Source organism: Aequorivita echinoideorum, from assembly GCF_018476645.1.
In the GTDB taxonomy this organism is placed as follows: domain Bacteria; phylum Bacteroidota; class Bacteroidia; order Flavobacteriales; family Flavobacteriaceae; genus Aequorivita; species Aequorivita echinoideorum.
Map to the genome: position 1 here is coordinate 221,907 of NZ_JAHCTB010000002.1, position 23,448 is coordinate 245,354.

The 23,448-nt window shown below is 39.1% G+C and carries 19 protein-coding genes and 2 tRNA genes; 8 read left to right on the forward strand and 13 right to left on the reverse strand.

Going from position 1 to position 23,448, the window contains the following annotated elements; all coding sequences use genetic code 11:
• The first annotated feature begins 12 nt into the window (after positions 1-12).
• From KIV10_RS04730 to KIV10_RS04755, 6 genes are all read left to right on the forward strand, one after another.
• Positions 13-534 carry a methyltransferase domain-containing protein gene (locus KIV10_RS04730; protein ID WP_214112342.1) on the forward strand — a complete coding sequence of 174 codons (522 nt, stop codon included), beginning with the start codon at positions 13-15 and terminating at the stop codon, positions 532-534.
• A complete protein-coding gene (locus KIV10_RS04735) occupies positions 535-1,389 on the forward strand; it encodes a glycosyltransferase family 2 protein (protein WP_214112343.1) in 855 nt (284 codons plus the stop codon). It abuts the gene before it with no gap.
• A gap of 76 nt (positions 1,390-1,465) precedes the next feature.
• On the forward strand, positions 1,466-2,566 hold the full coding sequence (locus KIV10_RS04740; RefSeq protein ID WP_214112344.1) for an alkaline phosphatase: 1,101 nt from the start codon (positions 1,466-1,468) through the stop codon (positions 2,564-2,566).
• Between the two features lie 68 nt (positions 2,567-2,634).
• Positions 2,635-3,372, forward strand: a complete 738-nt coding sequence (locus tag KIV10_RS04745) for an MlaE family ABC transporter permease (RefSeq protein ID WP_214112345.1) — start codon at positions 2,635-2,637, stop codon at positions 3,370-3,372.
• Positions 3,372-4,136, forward strand: coding sequence for an ABC transporter ATP-binding protein (locus KIV10_RS04750; RefSeq protein WP_214112346.1), 765 nt, complete (start codon positions 3,372-3,374; stop codon positions 4,134-4,136). The genes KIV10_RS04745 and KIV10_RS04750 overlap by 1 nt, the downstream gene beginning before the upstream one ends.
• Positions 4,137-4,204: 68 nt before the next feature.
• Entirely contained in the window at positions 4,205-5,818 is a 1,614-nt protein-coding gene (locus KIV10_RS04755) for an FG-GAP-like repeat-containing protein (protein ID WP_214112347.1), read from the forward strand.
• A 52-nt stretch (positions 5,819-5,870) separates the two neighbouring features.
• Here KIV10_RS04755 and KIV10_RS04760 read toward each other — a convergent pair whose 3' ends face one another.
• From KIV10_RS04760 to porU, 9 genes are all read right to left on the reverse strand, one after another.
• On the reverse strand, positions 5,871-7,298 hold the full coding sequence (locus KIV10_RS04760) for a DUF389 domain-containing protein (RefSeq protein ID WP_214112348.1): 1,428 nt from the start codon (positions 7,296-7,298) through the stop codon (positions 5,871-5,873).
• On the reverse strand, positions 7,299-8,378 hold the full coding sequence (locus KIV10_RS04765) for a mannose-1-phosphate guanylyltransferase (protein WP_214112349.1): 1,080 nt from the start codon (positions 8,376-8,378) through the stop codon (positions 7,299-7,301).
• A gap of 100 nt (positions 8,379-8,478) precedes the next feature.
• Positions 8,479-9,075, reverse strand: a complete 597-nt coding sequence (locus KIV10_RS04770) for a SprT-like domain-containing protein (RefSeq protein ID WP_214112350.1) — start codon at positions 9,073-9,075, stop codon at positions 8,479-8,481.
• A 4-nt stretch (positions 9,076-9,079) separates the two neighbouring features.
• Positions 9,080-9,760: an SDR family NAD(P)-dependent oxidoreductase gene (locus KIV10_RS04775; protein ID WP_214112351.1), complete on the reverse strand. Its 681-nt coding sequence runs from the start codon at positions 9,758-9,760 to the stop codon at positions 9,080-9,082.
• A gap of 153 nt (positions 9,761-9,913) precedes the next feature.
• The gene (locus KIV10_RS04780; RefSeq protein ID WP_214112352.1) at positions 9,914-11,677 is read right to left on the reverse strand and encodes a pyruvate dehydrogenase complex dihydrolipoamide acetyltransferase; all 1,764 of its coding nucleotides are present in this window, start codon (positions 11,675-11,677) and stop codon (positions 9,914-9,916) included.
• 3 nt (positions 11,678-11,680) lie between these two features.
• Complete coding sequence (gene pdhA / locus KIV10_RS04785) at positions 11,681-12,679, reverse strand: pyruvate dehydrogenase (acetyl-transferring) E1 component subunit alpha (RefSeq protein ID WP_214112353.1); 999 nt, start codon at positions 12,677-12,679, stop codon at positions 11,681-11,683.
• Between the two features lie 200 nt (positions 12,680-12,879).
• Positions 12,880-13,362, reverse strand: coding sequence for a cytidine deaminase (gene cdd / locus KIV10_RS04790; protein ID WP_214112354.1), 483 nt, complete (start codon positions 13,360-13,362; stop codon positions 12,880-12,882).
• 94 nt (positions 13,363-13,456) lie between these two features.
• Positions 13,457-14,611, reverse strand: a complete 1,155-nt coding sequence (gene porV / locus KIV10_RS04795) for a type IX secretion system outer membrane channel protein PorV (protein WP_214112355.1) — start codon at positions 14,609-14,611, stop codon at positions 13,457-13,459.
• A 33-nt stretch (positions 14,612-14,644) separates the two neighbouring features.
• Positions 14,645-18,502 (reverse strand): type IX secretion system sortase PorU, encoded by a 3,858-nt coding sequence (gene porU / locus KIV10_RS04800; RefSeq protein ID WP_214112356.1) that lies wholly within the window; start codon positions 18,500-18,502, stop codon positions 14,645-14,647.
• Positions 18,503-18,722: 220 nt separating this feature from the next.
• Here porU and gldJ point away from each other — a divergent pair, with 220 nt between their 5' ends.
• Positions 18,723-20,393: a gliding motility lipoprotein GldJ gene (gldJ, locus tag KIV10_RS04805; RefSeq protein ID WP_214112754.1), complete on the forward strand. Its 1,671-nt coding sequence runs from the start codon at positions 18,723-18,725 to the stop codon at positions 20,391-20,393.
• Between the two features lie 68 nt (positions 20,394-20,461).
• Entirely contained in the window at positions 20,462-21,742 is a 1,281-nt protein-coding gene (locus KIV10_RS04810) for a UDP-N-acetylmuramoyl-tripeptide--D-alanyl-D-alanine ligase (protein WP_214112357.1), read from the forward strand.
• Positions 21,743-21,775: 33 nt separating this feature from the next.
• Here the strand turns inward: KIV10_RS04810 and KIV10_RS04815 are convergent.
• From KIV10_RS04815 to KIV10_RS04830, 4 genes are all read right to left on the reverse strand, one after another.
• Positions 21,776-21,850, reverse strand: a tRNA-Val gene (locus tag KIV10_RS04815).
• Between the two features lie 43 nt (positions 21,851-21,893).
• Positions 21,894-22,859 carry a YitT family protein gene (locus KIV10_RS04820; RefSeq protein ID WP_214112358.1) on the reverse strand — a complete coding sequence of 322 codons (966 nt, stop codon included), beginning with the start codon at positions 22,857-22,859 and terminating at the stop codon, positions 21,894-21,896.
• A gap of 215 nt (positions 22,860-23,074) precedes the next feature.
• Positions 23,075-23,326, reverse strand: a complete 252-nt coding sequence (locus KIV10_RS04825; protein WP_214112359.1) for a GIY-YIG nuclease family protein — start codon at positions 23,324-23,326, stop codon at positions 23,075-23,077.
• A 38-nt stretch (positions 23,327-23,364) separates the two neighbouring features.
• Positions 23,365-23,442, reverse strand: a tRNA-Val gene (locus KIV10_RS04830).
• Between the last annotated feature and the right edge of the window lie 6 nt (positions 23,443-23,448).

Here is a 23,448-nt window from a genome sequence, read left to right on the forward strand (position 1 = left end):
TGAATTATAAATATGTACGAAGGCCAATTCCCCAAAAAAAGATATAAGCATACGTTTCAATTTTTAGAAAAAGTTATTTCAAAGGAAGACAGAATTTTGGATTTGGGCGTTCCCAACCCATTTTCCGAAATGCTTACCAACAAGGGCTTTAACGTAACAAATACGGCTGGTGAGGATTTAGACACTGAGACAGATGCGGTAAAAACCGATGCTTTTGATGTTGTAACCGCCTTCGAAATCTTTGAGCATTTGGTCTCTCCATTCAACGTTTTAAGCGATATTAAGGCTAAAAAGTTGGTAGCTTCCGTGCCACTGCAACTTTGGTTTGCTTCGGCATATAAAAGTAATACGGATAAGTGGGACCGGCATTATCACGAATTTGAGGATTGGCAATTTGACTGGTTGCTGGAGAAAGCTGGCTGGCGAATCCTTAAACGTGAAAAATTTACAAATCCCGTAAATAAAATAGGAATTCGTCCCATATTGCGAAGGTTTACACCGCGCTACTACTTGGTTTATGCGGAACGCGATTAGATGAAATTCTACATAATTATACCCGCCCATAACGAGGAAGCGCATTTGGCAAAAACGCTTCAATCATTGGTGGAACAGACGCTACTTCCGAAAAAAATTGTAGTCGTAAACGATTCTTCTACGGATGGCACTCAGGATATTATTGATAAATTTTCTGAAAAATTCAGTATTGTTGAGCGTGTTTTTTTCCGTTCCGAAGAAACCCACGCGCCGGGAAGTAAGGTTATCAATGCGTTTTATAAAGGTATTGAACGGCTGGATAACAATTACGACGTAATCTGCAAATTTGATGCAGACCTTATTTTTCCATCAAACTATTTGGAAAAAATTTCAGAACTGTTCACAAAAAATAAGACCTGCGGAATGGCGGGCGGTTTTTGTTATATTGAAGAAAACGGGAAATGGGTTATAGAAAACCTGACCAACAAAGATCACATTCGCGGAGCTTTGAAAGCATATAGAAAAGAATGTTTCTTTGATATACACGGCCTCAAAAGCACAATGGGCTGGGACACGGTTGATGAACTACTTGCGCAGTACCACGGCTGGAAAATTGAGACTGATACCAGCTTGCATGTAAAGCACTTAAAACCCACTGGCAAGGTTTACACTAAAACTGCTAAACACAAACAGGGCGAGGCTTTTTACAAAATGCGCTATGGTTTTTGGCTTACAACAATTGCTTCAGCCAAGCTTGCCTTCAGAAAAAAAAGTCTGCAATATTTTCTGAATTGTATGAATGGTTTTAAAAACGCAAAAAAGCAGAAACTTGAATATATTGTTTCAGAAAAAGAAGGAAGATTTATCCGCAATCTTCGGTGGAAGAATATATTTAAAAAATTGGGGGTACGCTAAATTTGGCTGGCAATATAAACTTCGCTTAACCTTTCAACTATTGGATATTCGTTATTTTTGCGAATAAAAATTCAGAATGCAATTTAAATCCCTCTTTGCCCTACTTTCAATTTCTTATGTATTATCTTCCTGCATTTCAGTTAATGTGAAGGACAACAAGGTTTCAAGTAATTTTTCTGAAACCAAAAAGCCCAAAAATATCATTCTTTTAATTGGCGATGGAATGGGCCTAAGCCAAGTTTCCGCGGCAATATATTATAAAAACGGCAAGCCCAATTTTGAAAGATTCACCACCATAGGCCTCAGTAAAACCTCATCTTCAAGTGACTTGGTGACGGATTCTGCCGCAGGCGCGACGGTTTTTTCCGCGGGAGTAAAAACATATAACGGTGCTATTGGTGTTGATAATGATACTATTCCAGTAGAAACTATTGTTGAAAAACTTTCAAAAGAAGGTTTCGCAACGGGAATTATTTCTACCTCATCCATTGTGCACGCTACACCCGCAAGTTTTTACGCCCACGTAAAACGCAGAAGTTATTACGAAGAAATTGCAACCTTCGCCCCCAATTCCGGAGTGGATTTTTTCGCCGGTGGTGGCATCAAATTTTTTGAAAAAAGAAAGGATGGCAGAAATCTTTTAAATGAAATGAAAGAGAAGGGATATTCGGTTTTTACCGAAAATCTTCCCACAAAACCTTCGTTGGGAAAGGAAATTATTTTGATGGCGGAAGACGGCATGCCAAAAATGAGCGAAGGTCGTGGCAATTTTTTGACGGATGCCACAAAACTTGCTCTTGAAAAACTTTCAAAAAATGAAAACGGATTTTTCTTGATGGTCGAGGGCAGCCAAATTGATTGGGGCGGCCACGCCAACGATGCCGATTACCTGATTGAGGAACTATTGGATTTTGACAAAACAATTGGTGCCGCGCTAGATTTTGCCGAAGAGAATGGCGAAACATTGGTACTTGTCACGGCTGATCACGAAACGGGCGGCTTTACCCTTGCCGCGGATGGGTCAGATTACAACAAATTGAAATCAACCTTTTCTACGCCGGGACATTCTGGAACGATGGTACCAGTTTTTGCGAGGGGTCCGGGTGAAAATTATTTCAATGGAATTTATGAAAACACGGCCATCTACCACAAAATGAAAATGCTTTTAGATAAATAAAAGCTAAATACCTTAATTATAAAAATCACTCGCCTAATTTTGTTACTTTAGCGAAAGAGTTCGTTTATATGAAGTATATACAAGATATTGGCTCCTACTTTTTGATGCTGAAAAGGGTTTTTGGGAGTTTCACCAAAACATCGGTTTTAAGACATCTTATCTTTAAGGAAATCAACGATTTGATTATAAAGTCCATGGGGATTGTTGCCTTCATTTCATTTTTTGTGGGTGGGGTGGTTGCCATCCAGACCGCACTGAATATGACGAATCCTTTGATTCCCAAAAGTTTGATAGGTTTTGCCACGCGCCAATCCGTTATTTTGGAATTTTCTCCCACATTTATTTCCATAATCATGGCTGGTAAAGTGGGTTCATTTATCACCTCAAGCATAGGTTCTATGCGGGTTACGGAGCAAATTGATGCACTGGAAGTAATGGGTATCAATTCACTTAACTATTTGGTTTTCCCAAAAATTATAGCACTTTCATTCTATCCTTTCGTAATTGCTATTTCCATGTTTTTAGGGGTAATGGGCGGATGGCTTGCGGGTGTCTATGGCGGTTTTACAACTTCAGCAGACTTTATTGCTGGGCTTCAAGATAGTTTTGAACCCTTTCATTTATTCTATGCCTTCTTTAAAACGTTTATATTTTCCTTCATATTGGCCACAGTCCCATCCTGGCAAGGCTATTATATGAAAGGGGGCGCGCTGGAAGTGGGCCGGGCGAGTACTAATTCCTTCGTTTGGACCAGTGTGCTTATTATTCTTGCAAATTATATAGTAACCCAACTCCTGTTAAGCTAATGATTAAGGTAGAAGATGTACATAAAAGTTTTGGGAGCGAAGAAATTCTAAAAGGAATTTCCACCACTTTTGAAAAAGGAAAAACCAACCTCATCATTGGCCAGAGCGGTAGCGGTAAAACGGTCATGCTAAAATGCCTAATTGGCCTTTTTCGGCCAGAGGAAGGAAGAATTTATTACGAAGATAAAGCCATACAAGATATGGATGAGGAAGAACAGCGCGAACTACGGGAGCAAATTGGGATGCTTTTTCAGGGTGGTGCACTTTTCGATTCCATGACTATTGAAGAAAATGTAATGTTTCCGCTGCGGATGTTCACAAAACAGAAAAAAGCAGATATGCTTGCGCGCGTAAATGAGGTATTAAAACGTGTTGATCTTGAAAATGTGAACAAAAAATTTCCCGCACAAATCTCCGGGGGAATGCAGAAAAGGGTATCCATTGCGAGAGCCATCGTAAACAAACCAAAATTCCTATTTTGTGATGAGCCAAACTCAGGTCTTGATCCGCGAACGGCTACATTGATTGATAATCTTATCCAAGAAATTACCCACGAAAATGATATAACCACGGTCGTTGTTACCCACGATATGAATTCGGTAATGGAAATTGGTGAAAATATTGTTCTTTTGAAGAAAGGTAAACTTGCCTGGCAAGGAGATAAAGAGGACATTTTTAAAACCGATAATAAGGATGTCGTAAATTTTGTTTATTCTTCAGACCTTTTCAAGAAAATTAGAAACGTTCAATTAAAGGAAGAATAATTTTTATCCTAAAAATTTAAATATCAATTAATTTGATTTATTTTTATTCGCTTAAAATCAAATTAATCATGATAAAAAAATTACTTTACTGCGTAGCTTTCTTGGGTTGCAGTACCATTTTTTCGCAAGTAACTTTTACCAACAATGCAGATTTATTGGGTAATTACAATGACACCTCTGAAGCTGCCGTAGATATGAACGGTGATTACCTTGATGATTATGTTCGCGTATCTAGCACCGGGGTTGGAATAGATTACCAACAACCGGATGGCTCTTTTAACTCAGTTTTTTATCCTATGAATATCCAAAATGTTCCAGACTGGAGCGTGGCGGCAGGGGATATTGACGGAAACGGCTATAATGATTTAGTTTTGGGAAACAATTCCCGCGTTTCGTTTCTTTTTGCAAATTCTGACGGAACTGCCTACACGGAAGATCCTAGAAATGAATATATTTTCTCACAACGCTCCACAATGGCAGACATTGATAATGACGGTCTTTTAGATGTTTTTGTATGTCACGATGTGGATCTTAGCCACCCCTACAGAAACAACGGCGGTCAAAATCTTGTTCTAGACCAAACTTTGATTGAAACATTGGATAGACCAGGTAACTACGCTGCTATTTGGGTAGATTACGATAACGATGGCGATACTGATATGTATTTAACCAAATGCCGCGGCGGAGCAGCTCCGGGAGACGAAGACCGTGACAATGCAATGTATACCAATAACGGCGATGGCACCTTCACTGAAAACGCACTGGATATTGGTATGCGGGACAATGCGCAATCTTGGGCTACGGTTTTTGAGGATTTTGATAACGATGGCGATTTTGATGCCTTTATAGTTAACCACGATTTTCAAAACAGATTAATGGAAAACGATGGCACCGGGATGTTTACCGATGTTATTGTGGGATCCGGAATAAATCCTACTGACCTTGGCGCGTGGGAAAATCAGTCTGGCGATTTTAATAATGATGGTTTTGTAGATATTTTTTCTGAAATGTCAAAAGAACTTTATTTGAATAATGGCGACATGACCTTTACTGGACAAGATTTGAGTTTTGATGAAGGTGGAATTGGCGATTTCAACAATGATGGATTTTTGGATGTTGTGAATGATGGAAATCTTTGGATAAATGCTGGAAATGGAAATAACTGGGTAAAAGTAGGTTTGGAAGGTGTGGATAGCAATAAAAATGGAATTGGCGCCCGCGTTAAGATTGTTGGCGCGTGGGGAACGCAAATGCGTGAAGTACGCTCTGGCCAAGGTTTTTCACATATGAATTCCCTCTTGGCACACTTCGGAATTGGTACCAGCACAGAGATTGAAACCTTGATTATTGAATGGCCGTCCGGCACTGTAGATGTCATTGAAAATCCGGATATGAATACCACCCACATCATTGTAGAAGGCAGCAGTCCCCTATCAATTGCGAGTTTTGATAAAACAAACATTCGTATTTATCCAAATCCTACTTCTGAAATATTGACTATTTCAATGGACGGTTTAGATAAAACTCCGGTTCAAATTATTGATGTAAATGGAAAACTGATATTCAATACAAAAATTTCAAACAATGGCTCCATAGATGTATCTTCTTTAAAAGCTGGAGTTTACTTTGCGATGCTTCAAATTGATAAAAAAACGGAGACTTTTAAATTCATAAAAAATTAAAAGAAAGAAGAAAATAAAAAAACCGGCCAATGTGCCGGTTTTTTTTTTGCCATCAATCTATCTGCAACGTATCCAGTTTCATTTTAAATTTCAACCAGGCCTTAATTTTTTCACTGTTTTCCCGTCTTTCACGTGAGGACACCCCTTTTTTCCATTGAAGCGAGACCACAGGAATGGTATCGGTTCTTTTGAAATCTGTAGTAATTTTATTTGAAAAACTAAACGTTTCCACCCCTTCATAATTTAGCTTCAGTTCTTGGCTCAAATCGCCGAAAGCCAGATTTTGCACTTTTATGATTGCTATTTGATCCTCCAAAAATCGGATACGTTCGTCCTTGTCGCGGATGGCCTGCTCGTTTTTCACATAAAGATCTTCAAGAATACCTGCGCGCACTTCCCCGGAAAGCCGTTCAGCAAAGGCATTGCTCTGATCCGCTCCTTGGTAAATCCTTAAATTGGTTTGTTCTAACTTTTCAGTTTGTTGTAGTTCAGCAAGCCATTCGCTTATTTTTGCCTGCGGAACGGGTTGTCCTATAAGATATACATCAATATTTCTAGATTTGTAATCTTGGGTAAATTTTACAACTTCGGCACCTTCGTACTTTATAACATTCTTTACAAAATCTTTCGTTTTGGACTCAAAAACCTGTTGATCAAGAAGTTTTATAAACAGCCAAACGCTAGGAACCATTACAGCGATGGCAATGAGCGAGGCAATCTGCGCTGTTCTTCTTCGCCTTTTGCTATTTGCGTAGCGTACCAAAGGAAAACGCAAAAGCTTTGAAACAATAAATGTAGAAAGCGCTATAAATACAGCATTTATAGAAAAAAGATAAAGGGCACCAAGTGCATATTCACCATTCCCGATTGCAAGTCCATAACCCACAGTACACAAAGGCGGCATAAGTGCAGTAGCAATTGCGACCCCGAAGATAACGCTCGCGATTGTTCCACTTTTCGTTTTGGCAACAATAAGTCCCAGACCACCAAAAATAGCTACCAATACATCCAAAATCGTAGGATAGGTTCGCGCTATGAGTTCAGGTGTTTCTTCAGTAAGGGGAGAAAGTTTAAAATATAAAAAGGCGGTAAGTACGCTCAAAAAAACCATCACGCCCAGGTTTATCAATGATTTCCGTAGGGTTGCGACATCATTTATCGCCACGGAAAGACCAATACCTACTATTGGCCCCATAAGTGGCGAGATAAGCATAGCACCAATTACCACCGCGGTACTACTTACGTTGAGACCGATGGATGCTACAAAAATTGAAAAAATAAGGATCCAAGACGTGTGACCCTTAAAGGAAATGTCCTTCTGTACAGCTTCAATTGTTGCATCCCTATCCGTATCTGCGCGAATGTCAAAAAGTTCTTTCAAAAACTTTTTTAAACTTGCCCAAGTATTCAGCTTTACCGTGTTGAATTCCTCATCATTCGGTGTAATCTGTATATCGTCCCTATTCTGTTCCTTGCTCATTTATGTATATTTTTTTTCAAATTTTTCAGAGAGTTCATTCAAAAGCTGCTTTATTTCCTGTTCTTTTTTCTTTGGGAAAAGCATCAAAACATCCTTTTTGTCAACAATAATAAAATCGATCAAACCATCTATGACCACCAATTTTCCAGAGGTGGTATAAATCATATTTCCGGATGCATTTTTGAGATGGTGCAAGGCATTGACCACAGCATTTTCAGCTTCATCTTTCTGTAATTTTTCGTGTAATGCGCCCCAAGTCCCCAAATCATTCCAATCAAACGAAGCTTTTTTTACAAATACGTTATTCGCTTTTTCAAGAATTCCATAGTCGATGGAAATGTTTTCTGCCTTTTCATAATTTTCGGAAATGAATTTTTTTTCTTCGGAAGTATTTAAAACTTCAATTCCATTTTCAAATATGGATGCCATTTCAGGCAGATATTTTTCGAAGGAATTTATTATGCTTTTTACGCTCCAAATAAAGATACCGGCGTTCCAAAGAAAATTTCCTTCAGCTAAAAATTTTTTTGCGGTTTCATAATCAGGTTTTTCGCGGAATTGCTTCACATGTTTAATTTCCGATAAATTTTCTTTTTCACTTTCAATATAGCCATAACCGGTGTTTGGAAATGTGGGCTCAATGCCCAATGTTAACAATTTTTCATCTTTTTGCGCAGCTTCAAAACAGGAAATCACATCTACTTGAAAAGCGTTTTCATCTTCAATCCAGTGGTCACTGGGCGCAACCAGCATTATGGCATTTTCATTTTGTTTCTTGATTTTCAATGCAGAAAGCAGAATGCAGGGCGCGGTATTTCGCATTGCAGGTTCAAGGATGACTTGCTCTTCTGAAATTTGTGGTAATTGCTTCAACGTAATTTCCAGATAGCTATCATTCGTTAAAATGAAAATATTTTCTGAGGGAATAATCTTATTTAACCGCGAAAAGGTTTTTTGCAGAAGCGTTTCGCCAGTGCCGAGCATATCGTGGAATTGCTTTGGAAAATCCCGAGTGCTTATCGGCCAAAACCGAGACCCAATGCCGCCTGCCATAATTACCGCGTAATAATTTTTATTCATTTTCTTAATATGTTTAAGAGTTTATCTGTTTAAAGTTTAAATACATTTAATTAAATTTTTGAGTCAAATTATAAACTCTTAAACCACTAAACATATAAACTCATTTTAAAAATTCCACTTCCGCATTGGGGTTAAAAAGGTAAACTTTTCCGGTGGCAATCTCGGTACATTCAAAACGCTTGACGCGCTGGTTCCCCCTTTTAAAAATTTTGCCATTATAAATTCTGAAATGTGCCCCGAAGGGAATTTCAAATATATAGTTTTTATCATTTTGGGGATCAAACTGTTTTAGCGCAAGCGCAAGTGTGGCATCTGTATCGCTTGATGCCTTCGGGTTTTTGAAATGCCTGGCCAAAAGCGGCAACAGATTGTTTGGAAAAACTTCTGGGCGCAAAAATGGGAGCATCATCAATTGAAACGTGCGTTTCCATTCCAGCCCGTGTGGCTTTATATGTCTTCCAAATTTTGTAAACGCTTCCAAATGTGCAATTTCGTGGACAAGCGTTATCAAAAACCGATATTTATTGAGTGTTGCGTTGACGGTAATCTGGTGTTGGCCGTTTGGCATTTTTCGGTAATCGCCGTGACGTGTAACACGTTCATTCACAATTTTTAAATGGACGTTATGGTTTTTAATTAATTCAAACGCCGGGATAACCGATGCCTGTGGAATGTATTTTTCAAGAATTTCCGTCATAAAATTAAGGTGTAGAACTGGAAACCTGCAATACTTTTCCGTTGTAAAATTTGTTTCCGTTCAAGGAAAAATCCATAATATATTGCGCCATTTCGGTGGCTGATAAAGCTGCTTTGTAGCCCGGAAAAGCTTCCTCAAGCATTTCGGTCTGCACAGATCCCAGTGCCAAAACATTAAATGAAGGTCCGGATTCCTTATATTCCTCAGCCAAAAGTTCGGTAAGCGTAATTACTGCACCTTTGCTGCTACTGTAAGCGCTGAGGCCAGCAAACTTAACACTTCCTTGAATTCCGCCCATACTACTTATATTTAAAACGTGCCCCGCTTTTTTCATAAATGGAAGCACCGCTTTTGTCAACTCAGCTACGCCAAAAACATTTACCTCGTAGCATTTTTTAAATTCTTCCGAAGAAATTTTAGAAAAAGGTTTGTTTACCAAAGCACCGGAATTATTTATAAGAATATCAACCTCTTTCATATTTTTCTTTAAAAACTCCGTAACCGCTGAAATTGATGCAGCTTCAGTAATATCAAAATCGAACGCCGTTACATTTTTTAGATTTAATTCTGAAATAGGTTTGGAATTTCGCGAAAGCGCCAAAACGCGATGTCCATTTTCTGAAAAAATTTTGGCAAGTTCGAAGCCAATTCCGCGTGAAGTTCCTGTAATTAGTACGTTTTTCATTTTTTAAATATACACAAATCCCGATAGCATTCAGCAACATTGAAGCTATCGGGAAGTTAATTTTCAATCAAGTATGCTACTATCAAAGCTTACATCGGAATTTTTTTGAATTAAATTTCCAGATTTTTAAATACTTGCAGATTCTACCATAATTTATACAAACATAGTCACGGGATTCTCAATATACTGCCGCAATGTTTGCAAAAATTTGGCTCCTGTAGCTCCGTCAACCGTTCTATGGTCGCACGCCAAAGTTACCGTCATTGTGTTGCCCACGGCAATTTGGCCATTTTTCACCACGGGTTTTTGAATAATTGCACCCACGGAAAGTATTGCTGAATTTGGCTGATTGATAATGGACGTAAATTCCTTGATGCCAAACATACCAAGATTTGAAACCGTGAACGTGCTACCTTCCATTTCCTGTGGTGTCAATTTTTTGTTGCGCGCCTTGCCTGCCAGCTCTTTAACGTGTCCGCCAATTTGTGAGAATGTCATTTGGTCCGCAAATTTTAAAACCGGCACAACCAGACCCTCATCCACCGCCACGGCTACACCTATGTGAATGTGCTTTGCGATTTTTGTGGCCTCTGGCGTCCACTGGCTGTTTACCTGCGGATGCTTTCGAAGTGCCATTGCAGAAGCTTTTATCACCATATCGTTAAACGAAATTTTCACATCTGGATTGGCATTTATGGCTTCGCGCGCGGCTATTGCGTGATCCATATCCAGTTCAATGGTAAGGTAATATTCTGGGGCGGTAAATTTTGATTCGCTCAAGCGTTTTGCGATTGTTTTTCGCATTTGGCTGTTCTTCACTTCCTCAAAACTTTCAGTACCCACGGGCGTGTAGCCTTGTGCAGCGGCAGGTTGATAGTTTTCAATATCGCTTTTCACGATTCGCCCATTTTCACCGCTTCCATTTACTTGGCGCAGGTTTATACCCTTTTCCTCTGCCAATTTTTTCGCCAAAGGCGAAGCAAATATTCTTTTCTCTGAAGTCGATTTTTCAGTCTCTGATTTTTTCTCTGCAGAACCTTCCTTTTTTGTTTCTTGTTTAGAATCCTTATTTGAAGCGTCTTTTCCGTCCTTTTCTTCTTTTTGGTCTTTTTCGTCTTTTTGGTCTTCAGAGGATTTTTCCTTTTTATCCGCAGATTTTGAAGTTTTTCCGCCTTTTTTGAAGTTTTCGGTAATACCTGAAACATCAGTTCCCTTTGGGCCAATAATTGCCAAAACCGCATCTACAGGTGCTGATTCACCCTCGCCTATTCCTATTTTCAATAAAACCCCGGAATAAAAAGATTCAAATTCCATCGTGGCTTTGTCGGTTTCAATTTCGGCCAGAATATCACCTTCCTCTACTTTGTCGCCTTCTTTTTTTAACCAAGTGGCCACGGTACCTTCAGTCATGGTATCGCTTAAGCGGGGCATTGTAATTACCTCAACCCCATCGGGTAGTTCATCTCCGGCATCAGCACTTTCAGAATCTTTTTCTCCTGAATCTTCATTTGTTGTTTCTTCATTGGAATCATTTTCTTCAGAATCATTTTCTTCGGCTTCACCATCGTTTGGTGCTTTTTCCTTTTCGGCATTTTTATCTGAAGATTTTTTTTGATCGGTTTCCGAATCATCTTTTTTATCTGAAGATTTTCCGCTTACCAAATCGGAAATATCCTCATCCTTTTCGCCTATGATGGCCAACAGGGAATCCACGGCAGCGGTTTCACCTTCTTTGATACCAATATGCAGAAGTGTTCCCTCGTAAAAGGATTCAAATTCCATCGTCGCCTTATCGGTCTCAATTTCGGCTAGAATATCGCCTTCCTTTACGGTATCACCTACTTTTTTAAGCCAGGTTGCTACCGTTCCTTCTTCCATTGTGTCGCTCAATCGCGGCATGTTTATTACTTCTGCCATTTCTTATAATTTATCTGATAAAAAAGGATAATCCTCCTGTTCGTAAACCACATCAAACATCACGTTTTTGTCTGGATATGGAGATTCATCTGCAAATTTTTCACACTCTTCGATCATCTTTTTCACCTTTTTATCAATTTTTTTTATATCAGCTTCTGTGGCATATTTCTTCTCATAAATTTGATGAAGGACGTAAGTTATTGGGTCTTCTTCCTGTTTTTTTGCAACCTCCTCCTTGGTGCGGTAATGTTGCGCATCACTCATGGAATGTCCACGGTAACGGTAGGTACGCAGCTCCAAAAATGTAGGTCCATCGCCACGGCGGGCGCGCTGTATTGCTTCATCCATTTCTTTTGCCACCACTTCCGGTTTCATTCCGTCCACGGGCTTGCAGGGCATTTCATAACCAAGTCCCAATTTCCAGATATCTGTATGGTTTGCGGTACGCGCCACGGAAGTACCCATTGCGTATCCATTATTTTCACAACAGAAAACCACTGGCAATTTCCAAAGCATGGCAAGATTAAAAGCCTCGTGCAACGCTCCTTGACGAACCGCACCATCACCCATATAGGTAAGCGTTACTGAATCCCTTTCAAAATATTTATCTGCAAAAGCAATACCTGCCCCCAGTGGAATTTGGCCTCCTACGATTCCGTGCCCGCCATAAAAACGGTGTTCTTTGGAAAAAATATGCATAGACCCACCCAATCCCTGAGAAGTTCCGGTAGCCTTGCCATAAAGCTCTGCCATAACTTTTTTGGGGTCTACGCCCATCCCTATTGGTTGTACGTGGTTGCGGTAGGCGGTTATCATCCTGTCCTTGGTAAGGTCCATTGCGTGCAATGCACCGGCCAAAACCGCTTCCTGCCCATTATATAAGTGAAGAAAACCCCTCACTTTTTGATTGATATAAACTTGGGCAAGTTTGTCTTCAAATTTGCGCCAAAAAAGCATATTCTCATACCAATCCAGATATGTTTTTTTTGTGATTTTCTTCATCTATCAACTATAAGAATTTCCGAATGGAAAATTTATTAAACGGATAACAAAAATAGGATTTTAAATGTAGAAAATACAAATCCCAAAAAGCAAATTCCAAATTCTAAACATGGTTTAAAATTCCACGAGCAAATAAATTCTTATGGCGAGGAAAAATGCTTCTGAAAATTTTGCCTGCCTGTAGCAAAGCTCAAATTTTATTAAAGATATTTTGCACTGAAGCCTAAGGGAAGTAAATCCTGAACAGAACCTACCTTAATTATAGAGCCGGTTTCACCCATAAAAAAGATTGAAATGGGGCTTTTTTGTTTCTGTTCGTATTCAGACAGCACTTGACGGCAAGCTCCGCAGGGAGCTATGGCCTCTGTAGTCTGTTTGTTTTCGGAACGCGCCGTAATGGCCAAATGTGCAATGGATTCATTTGGAAAATTGGCTCCTGCGTTAAAGACGGCAACACGCTCTGCACAAAGACCGGAAGGAAATGCTGCATTTTCCTGATTATTTCCAGTTACAATCGTGCCAGATGAAAGCTGAAGCGCCGCCCCGACCCTAAAATGCGAATAGGGCGCATAAGCATTTTCTCGTGCTTGCTGCGCCCTATTCATCAATTTTTGAATATTTTCGGGAAGTTCTGAAAGATTTTCAAAAACTTCCAGTTGGATTTCAATTTTTTGCTTTTTCATTTTAAAGTTTGGGAGAATATATGTTTAAAAGTTTATAAATCGTCCAAATATTCAGCATTTGCTAAACTCTTAAAAACCCGAACTTTACATCTTTTTAATATTCATCGTACGTATCTCCAAAATTGAAGGTAAGACCAAAACGAAGGGTACCTTCCAATGGGCTAACAACACGGGATGTGGAGAATAGATATGAAATGTCTATACTAATGGAAGTGTAACGGAATCCTGCTCCCAACGAAGCAAATTTTCTAGAACCTTTTTCCTCGCTCTCGTTGAAATATCCCGCACGTAAGGCAAATACATCTTGATACCAATATTCTGTGCCCAATGCCCAAGTAAATTCTTTCAACTCTTCGCTGAAACCATCTGGAGCATCGCCAAAAGATGAAAAAATTCCGCTTGCGAAACTTTCGTTGTAATAATCATCTTCACTATTGATTACGCCGTCGTCGTTTGAATCGCTAGGTGTGGGAACCAAAAGTTTATTTACCTGTGCAGAAAGACCGATTGTATTGTATTCATCCAAAATAAAATCGAACCCTGCTCCCAAAGCCATATTGGTAGGGAGACTGCTTTCAGATCCTGTTTCATCATATTTAATTTTAGGACCAATGTTTGAAAAATTGAAACCTGCTCTCCAACGGCCGTCAAAATCATCATAAGCAATTTCCTCACTTTGATAGTAACCGGCAATATCTACCCCGAAAGAATTTCCAGCGGCGGCGTCATCAAAACTTGATTGCAGTCTTAAATCTGAACGTAAATATCTACCCGCAACCGCCATGGCGAAGCGCTCGCTAAGACGTAACGAATACGAAATATCAAAAGTCAATTCATTTGGACTTTGAATAAGCGGTTCTTGAATAGCAGTTTCCCGCAACTCAATATCTCCCAAACTGAAATAACGGAAGCTTGCGGCAACTGCACTTCTCTCATTAATTCTATTGTAGTAGGTTAAATTTCCTAAGAAAATATCATTGACCAATTTACTTAAATATGGAGTGTACGTAACACCGACTCCTTGCTTAGACAGCGCGAATGCATATTTTGCGGGATTCCATTGCTGCGAAAAAGCATCTGCAGATGTTGTAACCCCAATATCTCCCATACCAGCTGCGCGAGCATCTGCGGCAATGAGCACAAAAGGAACACCTGTAGTAATCACACGATTTTCAATACCTGTATTATCTTGTGCCGATGCTTTAAAAGCAACCAAGCCTACTAAAATTGGGATAAAAAATTTCTTCATATTATTAATTTTTGGCAAATATAATTTTAATTTTTAAAGGATAACGAGTTTCTCAAACTTTTCAACCCGCTGATTCGTTAACGAAGATTTAACGGTTATCTTATATACATAAACACCTTTTCCTATTCTATCGCCAAAATCATCGCGGCCGTCCCAAACTATATCACGGGATAAGAAACTGCCGGAAGGTGGCAATGTTTGGTTTTTTGTCCATACTACTTTTCCGGTAACGGTAAACACTTGAACTTGAACATCCAGTGTTTCATCCGGGCGGTTGTGGTTGAACCAAAACTCCGTGTAATTAACGAATGGATTTGGATAATTTAGTACTCTTGTGATTTTTAGCTCATCATCTCCAGCTACAATAAACTGAATTTCCGCTGTGGAAGAATTGTTGTAAACATCCCAAGCTTTCAATGTAAGCGTATGCAATCCATCTTCAAGATCACGGAATTTGTAGCTAGTGGCACCTCGCGTATAATCATCAACTTCGGCTTGGTAAAATTCATTCAAAAGAAACGGATTGGATTCGTCGCCATCGAGAATAGCCACAATATCGTGACCTATTCCGCTTGCGGTATTAATTCCATTGGTATCTTCCAGTTTGGCAATTAAGTTTGGCGAATCATCTGTAATACCACCCGACACAAAGCTTTCATCATTCATAAAAAGACGAATGCGCGGGCCTTCGTTGTCTGCCGGAGCGTTCTCGTTTAAACCCCCAACATTTATTTCCTGGTTAAAACCTGCTTGGTCCTCAAGTTGATTATCGCGTTGTGCATATAGGCTCACGCGCCCTTTGCCTACTGGAATCTGGATATCCCGAGGTACTACAAATTCAAATTCAAAACGACCGTTTGTAACGGTTGCCTGCCCATTAAAGATGCCTTCTCCCAAGGTTGTGAAATTGAAGATTTCCCCTTGACCATCGTTATTCAATGTTTGTCTTTGAACATATTTATCAAAAACCTTTGCTTCCAAAATTCCGTTGTAATTATTTAAAACTGCTCCGGAAGTATTGGTTACTTCACCTTCAAATTTCACTCTACTTAAAGCCTTTAGCGTGTCTGCCGCTTGGCCGATGGGAACTCCATTTAATGTAGTCAATCGAATTTCCTTTTTAGGAAAAGCAAGGCTCATTGCTGGGTCGCCGATGTAAAACACCACTCGTCTCCTGAAATCCGTTAAATCGTTTTTTGCAATTCTTAAAGCCTCTGCGGGTGGATTTGGAATATCCATAGTAAATCCAAACAATTCATCGGCCATTAAAAGATTCAATGTTTGACCTAAATCGATAAAAATAGAGCGAGTAGTTGTAATTAATGAAATTGCGCCCCCATCTGGATTTTGATATGTTAATTCCCCAGCCGTAATACGAAGCGGATTATCAAACTTTGTGAATTCACAAGTTATTGTAACAACGCACGGTAGGTTATTTATATTCCTATATTCTTGCGCCATTTCCTTGGTGTAAATCACTTCGTGAGCCAAGCCATCCTCGCCACCGTGCCCAAAATAATTCAAAATGATGGCTCCTACTTCCATACTTTTTGTAATGGCATCATTTACGTCAGGATATCTATTTCCGCCAGCGGATGTTTCCTGCTGATAGGAGTCTGAATGTATTTTCTTAACATTGACAAAGGGTTTGTTGGCCGAAATTTCATCGCCTAACGCATCTAAGTCTTCTTGGAGAGATTGTTCAGAAGACACATCCACATCATCTGAGACGAGTACAAAATTTGTTCTCCAATTGCCATAAGAATCTTTTGAAGTATAGTTGATAACTTTGTCCACCATGGCATTTGCTTGCTGAACATTATCGACTATCATTCTACCCATAGCAATATCCAATTTATCACTATCTCCTTCCGTACTACCATCAAAATCAATTGAGCCACCCCCAATAGTCCCAGCCTCTGGAGCCATACCTCCAAAATAATCATCAGAGACAAATGAATCTGTAGAGCTTCGGCCTTCTAGTGTGTGAAAGGATGGAACAATATTGTTATTATTGGGCAGCCTGTTTTTATAATCTATGGAGGTATCGCCAAAAAGACACACATATTTTACCCTATTCGCTTCGGCTGAAGCATTATCATAAACATAGCGTATAAAATTTCTAATGGCCCCAATGTCCTGCTTGCCAGAACTGAATTCCTCATAAATTTTATCTGTTGTCACTACTTTCACATTTAGACCTTGCAGATCTTTGTGATAATTTGCCAATCGCAATGCAGGCTGAATAAGAAATGGAGCGGTTATAATTAGGTAGTCCACATCCTTAAAATTCCCGGAAGCATCATTAAATATGGTTCCCTTCAGATTTTGGTTTGGAACAACAGATTGTGCTAATTTAATTGGCGTGTAATAATCATTTGGGTTTATGGCCACATATTTTCGTTGTTGACCCAAATTTGCCTTAAATGTAAGCGCCGAGGAATTTTCAGAATTCTGCTTGGCTGTGATAAATCGGTAATCCGTCACATCCCAAACCTGGGTGAATTGGGCAGCATTGCTTATTTGATATTCGCCAATTCCAGAAAGATTGCCTGCCTCATTATAGGTAAACTGCAACTGGGCGCCAGCGCCCGTTAATTGTCTTACGGCACTAACGGCTATATAATCCAAATAAGCAACGCTTGATGGATTTCCTCCATTATTGTAGTTAAAATCCATTGTAACAGTTTCACCACTGGGAAGAACCTCGGTTGAAACATTCTGCGCGATCAAGAGTTGATTTTCACCAAGCGCACTAAAGTTGATTGGATTTAAACTTGTACTATTAACCGAAACCGCAAGGGATGTTGCACTTTCTGATGCCGCTGCAGATTTTATCACAATATTCAATGGTTGGGCGGTGACAATGTTGGGGAAAACAAATTCGTAGGTCTGTTCATTCTGAACGTCAAACCGATTTCCATACCATCTTCTCCCCAGTTTCGTAGGGCTTTCTTCGTCTTCTTCGTGAAATTGGTAATCGTTGAATTGATTGATTGAAATAGTTGCAGCACCACTTGGCTCAACCATATTTTGAACTCTTTTTCCAGCACCGCCATCCGCAGTGACATAATAATAGGAGTCATCGCTATAAGGGTTAAGGTTGGAATCATTTTCCAGATCATAGCCCTTTGTACTTGTGGCATAGAAAATCACGAAATCCCCATTGTCAAAACTGCCATCTTCCTCTCCCACAACTTGAATAGAATTTTCCGGCAGATCAAAAATATCGTTTCTTCTGTTTAGTAGGCGAAGCGGTTTTCCACCATTGCCATACACCTTAATATTTCGTGGATTAATGTTATCTGTATTCAAACCAAGACTGTTTAGAAATGATTTATCCAAACGATGAATACCCGTATTTTCCACTTTAAATTTATACCACTTCCCCGACGCCAATACTGAATTTGATATGGGTGGAACTGGATTTCTAGCCTGAGGACCGTATCGATAATCTACGGAAAAAGAAATCACTTTCCGGAGCGATCCATTAGTCCTTACCACTGGCGATGCAGTTAAAATTGTATATACAACGTCACGGGATTCAGTGCTAGCGATACTGTAGGTAAATTGATTCGGCACCAAATTAACGTTCACTTTTTTTAATTCTTCTGAAGTAAGTGCACCATAAGTTATATTTGAAACGGTTATGGAATTTCTATCGGCAAACCCAGAATCTTCCCATTGCGTTTGATATATAAGAGTTTCATTTGAAATTTGAAGACTCAAAGTATTCAATGCCTTTTCCCGAATCGATTTGGCAGATTTTTCAGAAACCCCACCGAATGAATTCTGGCTTGAATCTCCCCAGTCTATTGTAACGTTCCGTGATTGTGAAATTGCCAACAATGGCAAGACAAGGATAATTAAAACAAGTATTACTTTTCTCATTAGTACCAATAACGCTTCAAATATACACTTAGTATTGGGCAATTATTTAAAGTTTTTTTCACGAATACGAATTAGGATAATAATTTTTAAACTAATACGTTTGCATTGCTGTTAATGGCATGTATGCCAAAATACTGCTCGGCAATAATAATGAAATATTATTGTGAATTTGTCGTTAATTACTATATTGCGAACCCATTTATCATAATTTAAATCTATGATGTTAAGAAAAAAACTAGCACTTAAGCTATTTGTTACACTTGTAGCGACCTCATTATTTATAGGCTGCAATAATTCCAGGGATTATAAAGATAGTTCCCGTGGTACTGGATGGAAAATGAATTCCAAAGAAGGTGGTTTTCAATATGATCCAAAATATGAAGAACAACAAACTGGTCCTGGACTAGTATTTGTTGAGGGCGGCACATTTACTATGGGTAGAGTGCAAGATGATCCTATGCACGATTGGAATAACGCGCCGAATCAACAACATGTTCAATCTTTCTACATGGACGAAACTGAGGTTACCAATCTTATGTATCTAGAATATTTGGATTGGCTTAAACAAGTTTTCCCTCCTTCAAATGAAAATTTCTCAAAAATTTACGATGGTGCAGTGCCAGATACTTTGGTATGGAGAAATCGCTTAGGTTTTAACGAAGTAATGACAAACAATTATCTACGCCATCCAGCTTACGCTAACTATCCTGTTGTGGGAGTTAGCTGGTTACAGGCTGTTGAATTTAGCAATTGGAGAACAGATCGCGTAAATGAGCTTACTTTGGAAAACGAGGGAATAACCGCAAGAAATGCGAGGTATGATGTTGAACCTGGTTCAACTTTTAGTACAGAAACCTATTTAAATGCTCCTACAATGGCTTATGGTGGAAATGATTCTATTACACGTGGTGGTAGAGCCTCTGAATCAATTGCCAAAAGAAGCAAGGATAGCACTCATTTGTATATACAGAGAAAAGATGGTCTTTTAATGCCTGATTATCGGCTACCAACTGAAGCTGAATGGGAATATGCAGCCTTGGGATTGGTAGGAATAAGAAATTATAATGTATATAGAGGTAAGAAGAAATATCCTTGGGAAGGTCAATATACACGTTCTGGAAACAGAAGAACACGTGGTGATCAATTAGCTAACTTCAAACAAGGTGATGGTGACTACGGAGGTATTGCTGGATGGAGTGATGATGGTGCGGATATTACTGCTGAAGTGAAATCGTACCAACCTAACGATTTCGGGCTTTATGATATGGCTGGAAACGTAGCAGAATGGGTTGCTGATATTTACCGTCCTATTGTTGATGATGAATTCAATGATTTCAACTATTACCGTGGAAATGTTTACACCAAAAACGCTATTGGCGAAGATGGAAGAGTTAAAATCGTTACGGCAGATTCTATTGTTTATGATACGCTAAGCAATGGAAAAATTGTAGCAAGAAATCTTCCCGGTGAAATTTTACAAGTTCCAATCGACGAAAACGAAACTTATTTGAGAACCAATTTTTCTAAAAGTGACAACAGGGATTTCAGAGACGGAGATAAGCGTTCTTCCAGATACTATCAATCTTTCGGAAGTGAAGATGAGTCAGAAGAAGAAGGCGAGCGTATGTACAACTCTCCAATTCAAAAGGTTTATGCGGACAGCACAGGCCAACTGGATCGTCAGTATGACAAATCTTCAAACAGAACCACTTTAGTAGATAATGAAGTACGTGTTTACAAAGGAGGTTCTTGGAGAGATAGAGATTACTGGCTGGATCCTGCACAGAGACGATATTTCCCACAAGATATGGCAACAGACTATATCGGCTTTAGATGCGCAATGAGCCGCGTAGGTTCCAAATCCAAAAAAGGAAAAAGACCGCGCAACTAAATAAATTTTATATCTAAATTACAGCCCTCCGCAGCAATAAGCTTCGGAGGGTTTTTTAATCGAGTTATATGAATATTGAACAAATCCACAAAATTTTCTTAGAAAGCAGCGGCGTTAGCACAGACACGCGAAAAATTTTTAAGAACTGCATTTTCTTTGCGCTAAAGGGAGAAAATTTCAACGGAAATCAATTCGCCCAAGAAGCTTTGGATAAAGGCGCTTTAAAAGTTATTGTCGACGAACCCCAATTTCATAAAAACACAGGGGAAACGATCCTCGTAAAAAATGTTCTATTAACGCTTCAGCAACTTGCCAATTTCCACAGAAAATTTTTGGGGACCAATATTATCTCTCTTACAGGTAGTAACGGAAAAACTACTACTAAAGAACTTATTAACGCCGTTCTTTCACAAAAATATAAAACAACGGCCACTACTGGCAATCTCAATAATCATATTGGCGTACCCCTAACATTGCTTGGAATGGACGAAAGCACAGAAATTGGAATTGTTGAAATGGGAGCCAATCATCACGGAGAAATTGCCCTATTATGTGAAATTGCGCAGCCGGATTTTGGCTATATCACCAATTTTGGCAAAGCCCATCTCGAAGGTTTTGGAAGCGTAGAAGGCGTTATCAAAGCTAAATCTGAACTGTACAATTATATCCGAAATAATGGAAAGACTGTATTTGTAAATGCCGATGATGAAAAGCAAATGGTTCAAACTGAAGGAATGCAAAGGATTACGTTTGGCCATAAAAATGGAGATTATTTGGTTGACTTGGCTGATGCTTCCTCGCTGCTCGTAGTTTCATATCGCGGAACTGAAATACATACAAATTTGGTTGGTTCTTATAACTTTCCAAATATTTCCGCAGCAGTAACAATTGGTGATCATTTTAAAATTCCCATAGAAAAAATCAAAACCGGCATTGAGGGATACATTTCTTCCAATAATCGTTCGCAATTGATTAAAAAAGGGTCGTGCACCATTTTGATGGACGCCTATAATGCGAACCCGACAAGCATGCTGGCTGCACTGGAAAATTTCAAAAATGCAAAGGGGGACAATAAAATTCTATTTTTGGGAGATATGTTTGAATTAGGAAAAGATGCCGAAGCTGAGCACGAGTCCATTGTTGATTACATATCGAGCAATCAATTCGGAAAATTTTATTTAGTGGGAAGTAATTTTTTCAAAACTAAGAGCAGCAGTAATTCTATTGAAAAGTTTGAAACATTTGAAGACTTAGTAGAAAAACTGCAAAAAGATCCTCCGCAACATAGTGAGATTCTTATAAAAGCCTCTCGCGGAATGGCGCTCGAGCGAATTTTGGAATATATTTAAATAAAAAAACCTGCAAAATTGCAGGTTTTTTTGTGGGTTATACTGGATTCGAACCAGTGACTTCCACGTTGTCGACGTGACACTCTGAACCAACTGAGTTAATAACCCTTCAACATCCAAAAGTAATTTTTTTTGAATGAAAATTCTCAAACTATTTTATTTTTTTTATTGGTTTTTTCTTGATCATCCCGCCTTTGGCATCTTTGACCGAAGCCATAATTATAAAGGCATTTTTATCTACTTTATCAATTTCAGTCTTCAGTTTGGACATTTCAAGCCTTGTAATTACAGTGTACACTACTTTGGTGCTTCGTAAAACTTCTCCCCTTTTTGAAAAACCATTTTCCGCCACAAACATGGTACAACCCCTGCCCAATTTCTCAACAATGGCAAGTCTTATTTCTTCATTTTTTTCTGAAATAATGGTAATTCCCATAAATTCTTCGATACCATCAATTACAAAATCCACCGTTTTTGAAGCCGAAAAATAGGTAAGAATAGCGTAGAGCGCCACTTCAGTTGACAAAAAGTAGGCGGCATTCAAGAAAATAATCACATTAAAAATGAGGATTACATTGCCTACCGTCAAACTAGTTTTTCGGCTTATGAAAATTGCCAAAACCTCGGTTCCATCAATGATGGAACCTCCGCGTATCGCCAGACCAATGCCCAGACCCAAAAACAATCCGCCAAAAGCCGCTATTAAAATTTTATCATCCGTGATTTCCGGAAATGGCAAAACAACGATTGCAAGTGCCAAAAGGACGATACCGATAATACTTTTTATAGCAAATCTTTTTCCTATTGAAATATAGGCCAATGCCAAAAATGGCAGATTGAAACAGACGATTAAAATGGATAATGGGATACCAAAAAGCTCATTGACCATTAAAGAAATACCCATCACTCCGCCATCAATGAATGCGCTGGGCATCAAAAAACCCTTCAAACCAAATGCTGCAGATGTAATTCCCAACAGCAGATAAATAAAATCGTAAAATTCGTGCGTAACCTCAACCTCGAGATTATTGACGCGCTTTGTATAACCAGCACCAATGGAGCCAGAAGGTCTTCTTTTAAGATAGCGAAGCAATAATCTTTTAAAAAAATGATTCAATGGATTGGTAGGTTTTTGTTGCTATGAATCTACGCCAAAATAACGTAATGCTGTTATAAAATTAAATAAGTTATGGGAGGAAACAAAAAAGCCGAAGTCTATACTTCGGCTTTTTAAAATCTGGTGGGCGATGAGAGCCTGTTCCGAATTAATTTCGGAAGGTTCGAACCCCCGACCTTCCCGAAGTCAATTCGGGATGCGCCAAACCAGTTGAGCTAAGAGTTTGCGTCAATCAATTTTTCGATCCTTATTCTGCTTTTCCATTTTTTAATTTGAAACTCACGCTTGATAGCTTCGTTTTTTCCCAAAAACGTTTCGGAATATTTCAGCGTCCAATCCTTCGCCTTTGCGGTAAATCCACGGTGATTCCATAGATGCTCCCTTAATCTAGTGTCTATATTTTCTGTTGAACCAATATAATATCGATCCAATTTGGAAGAGTATAATATGTAAACAAAATAATGCATAAAAAAAGCCGAAGTCTATACTTCGGCTTTTTAAAATCTGGTGGGCGATGAGGGGTTCGAACCCCCGACCCCCTCGGTGTAAACGAGGTGCTCTGAACCAGCTGAGCTAATCGCCCCTAATC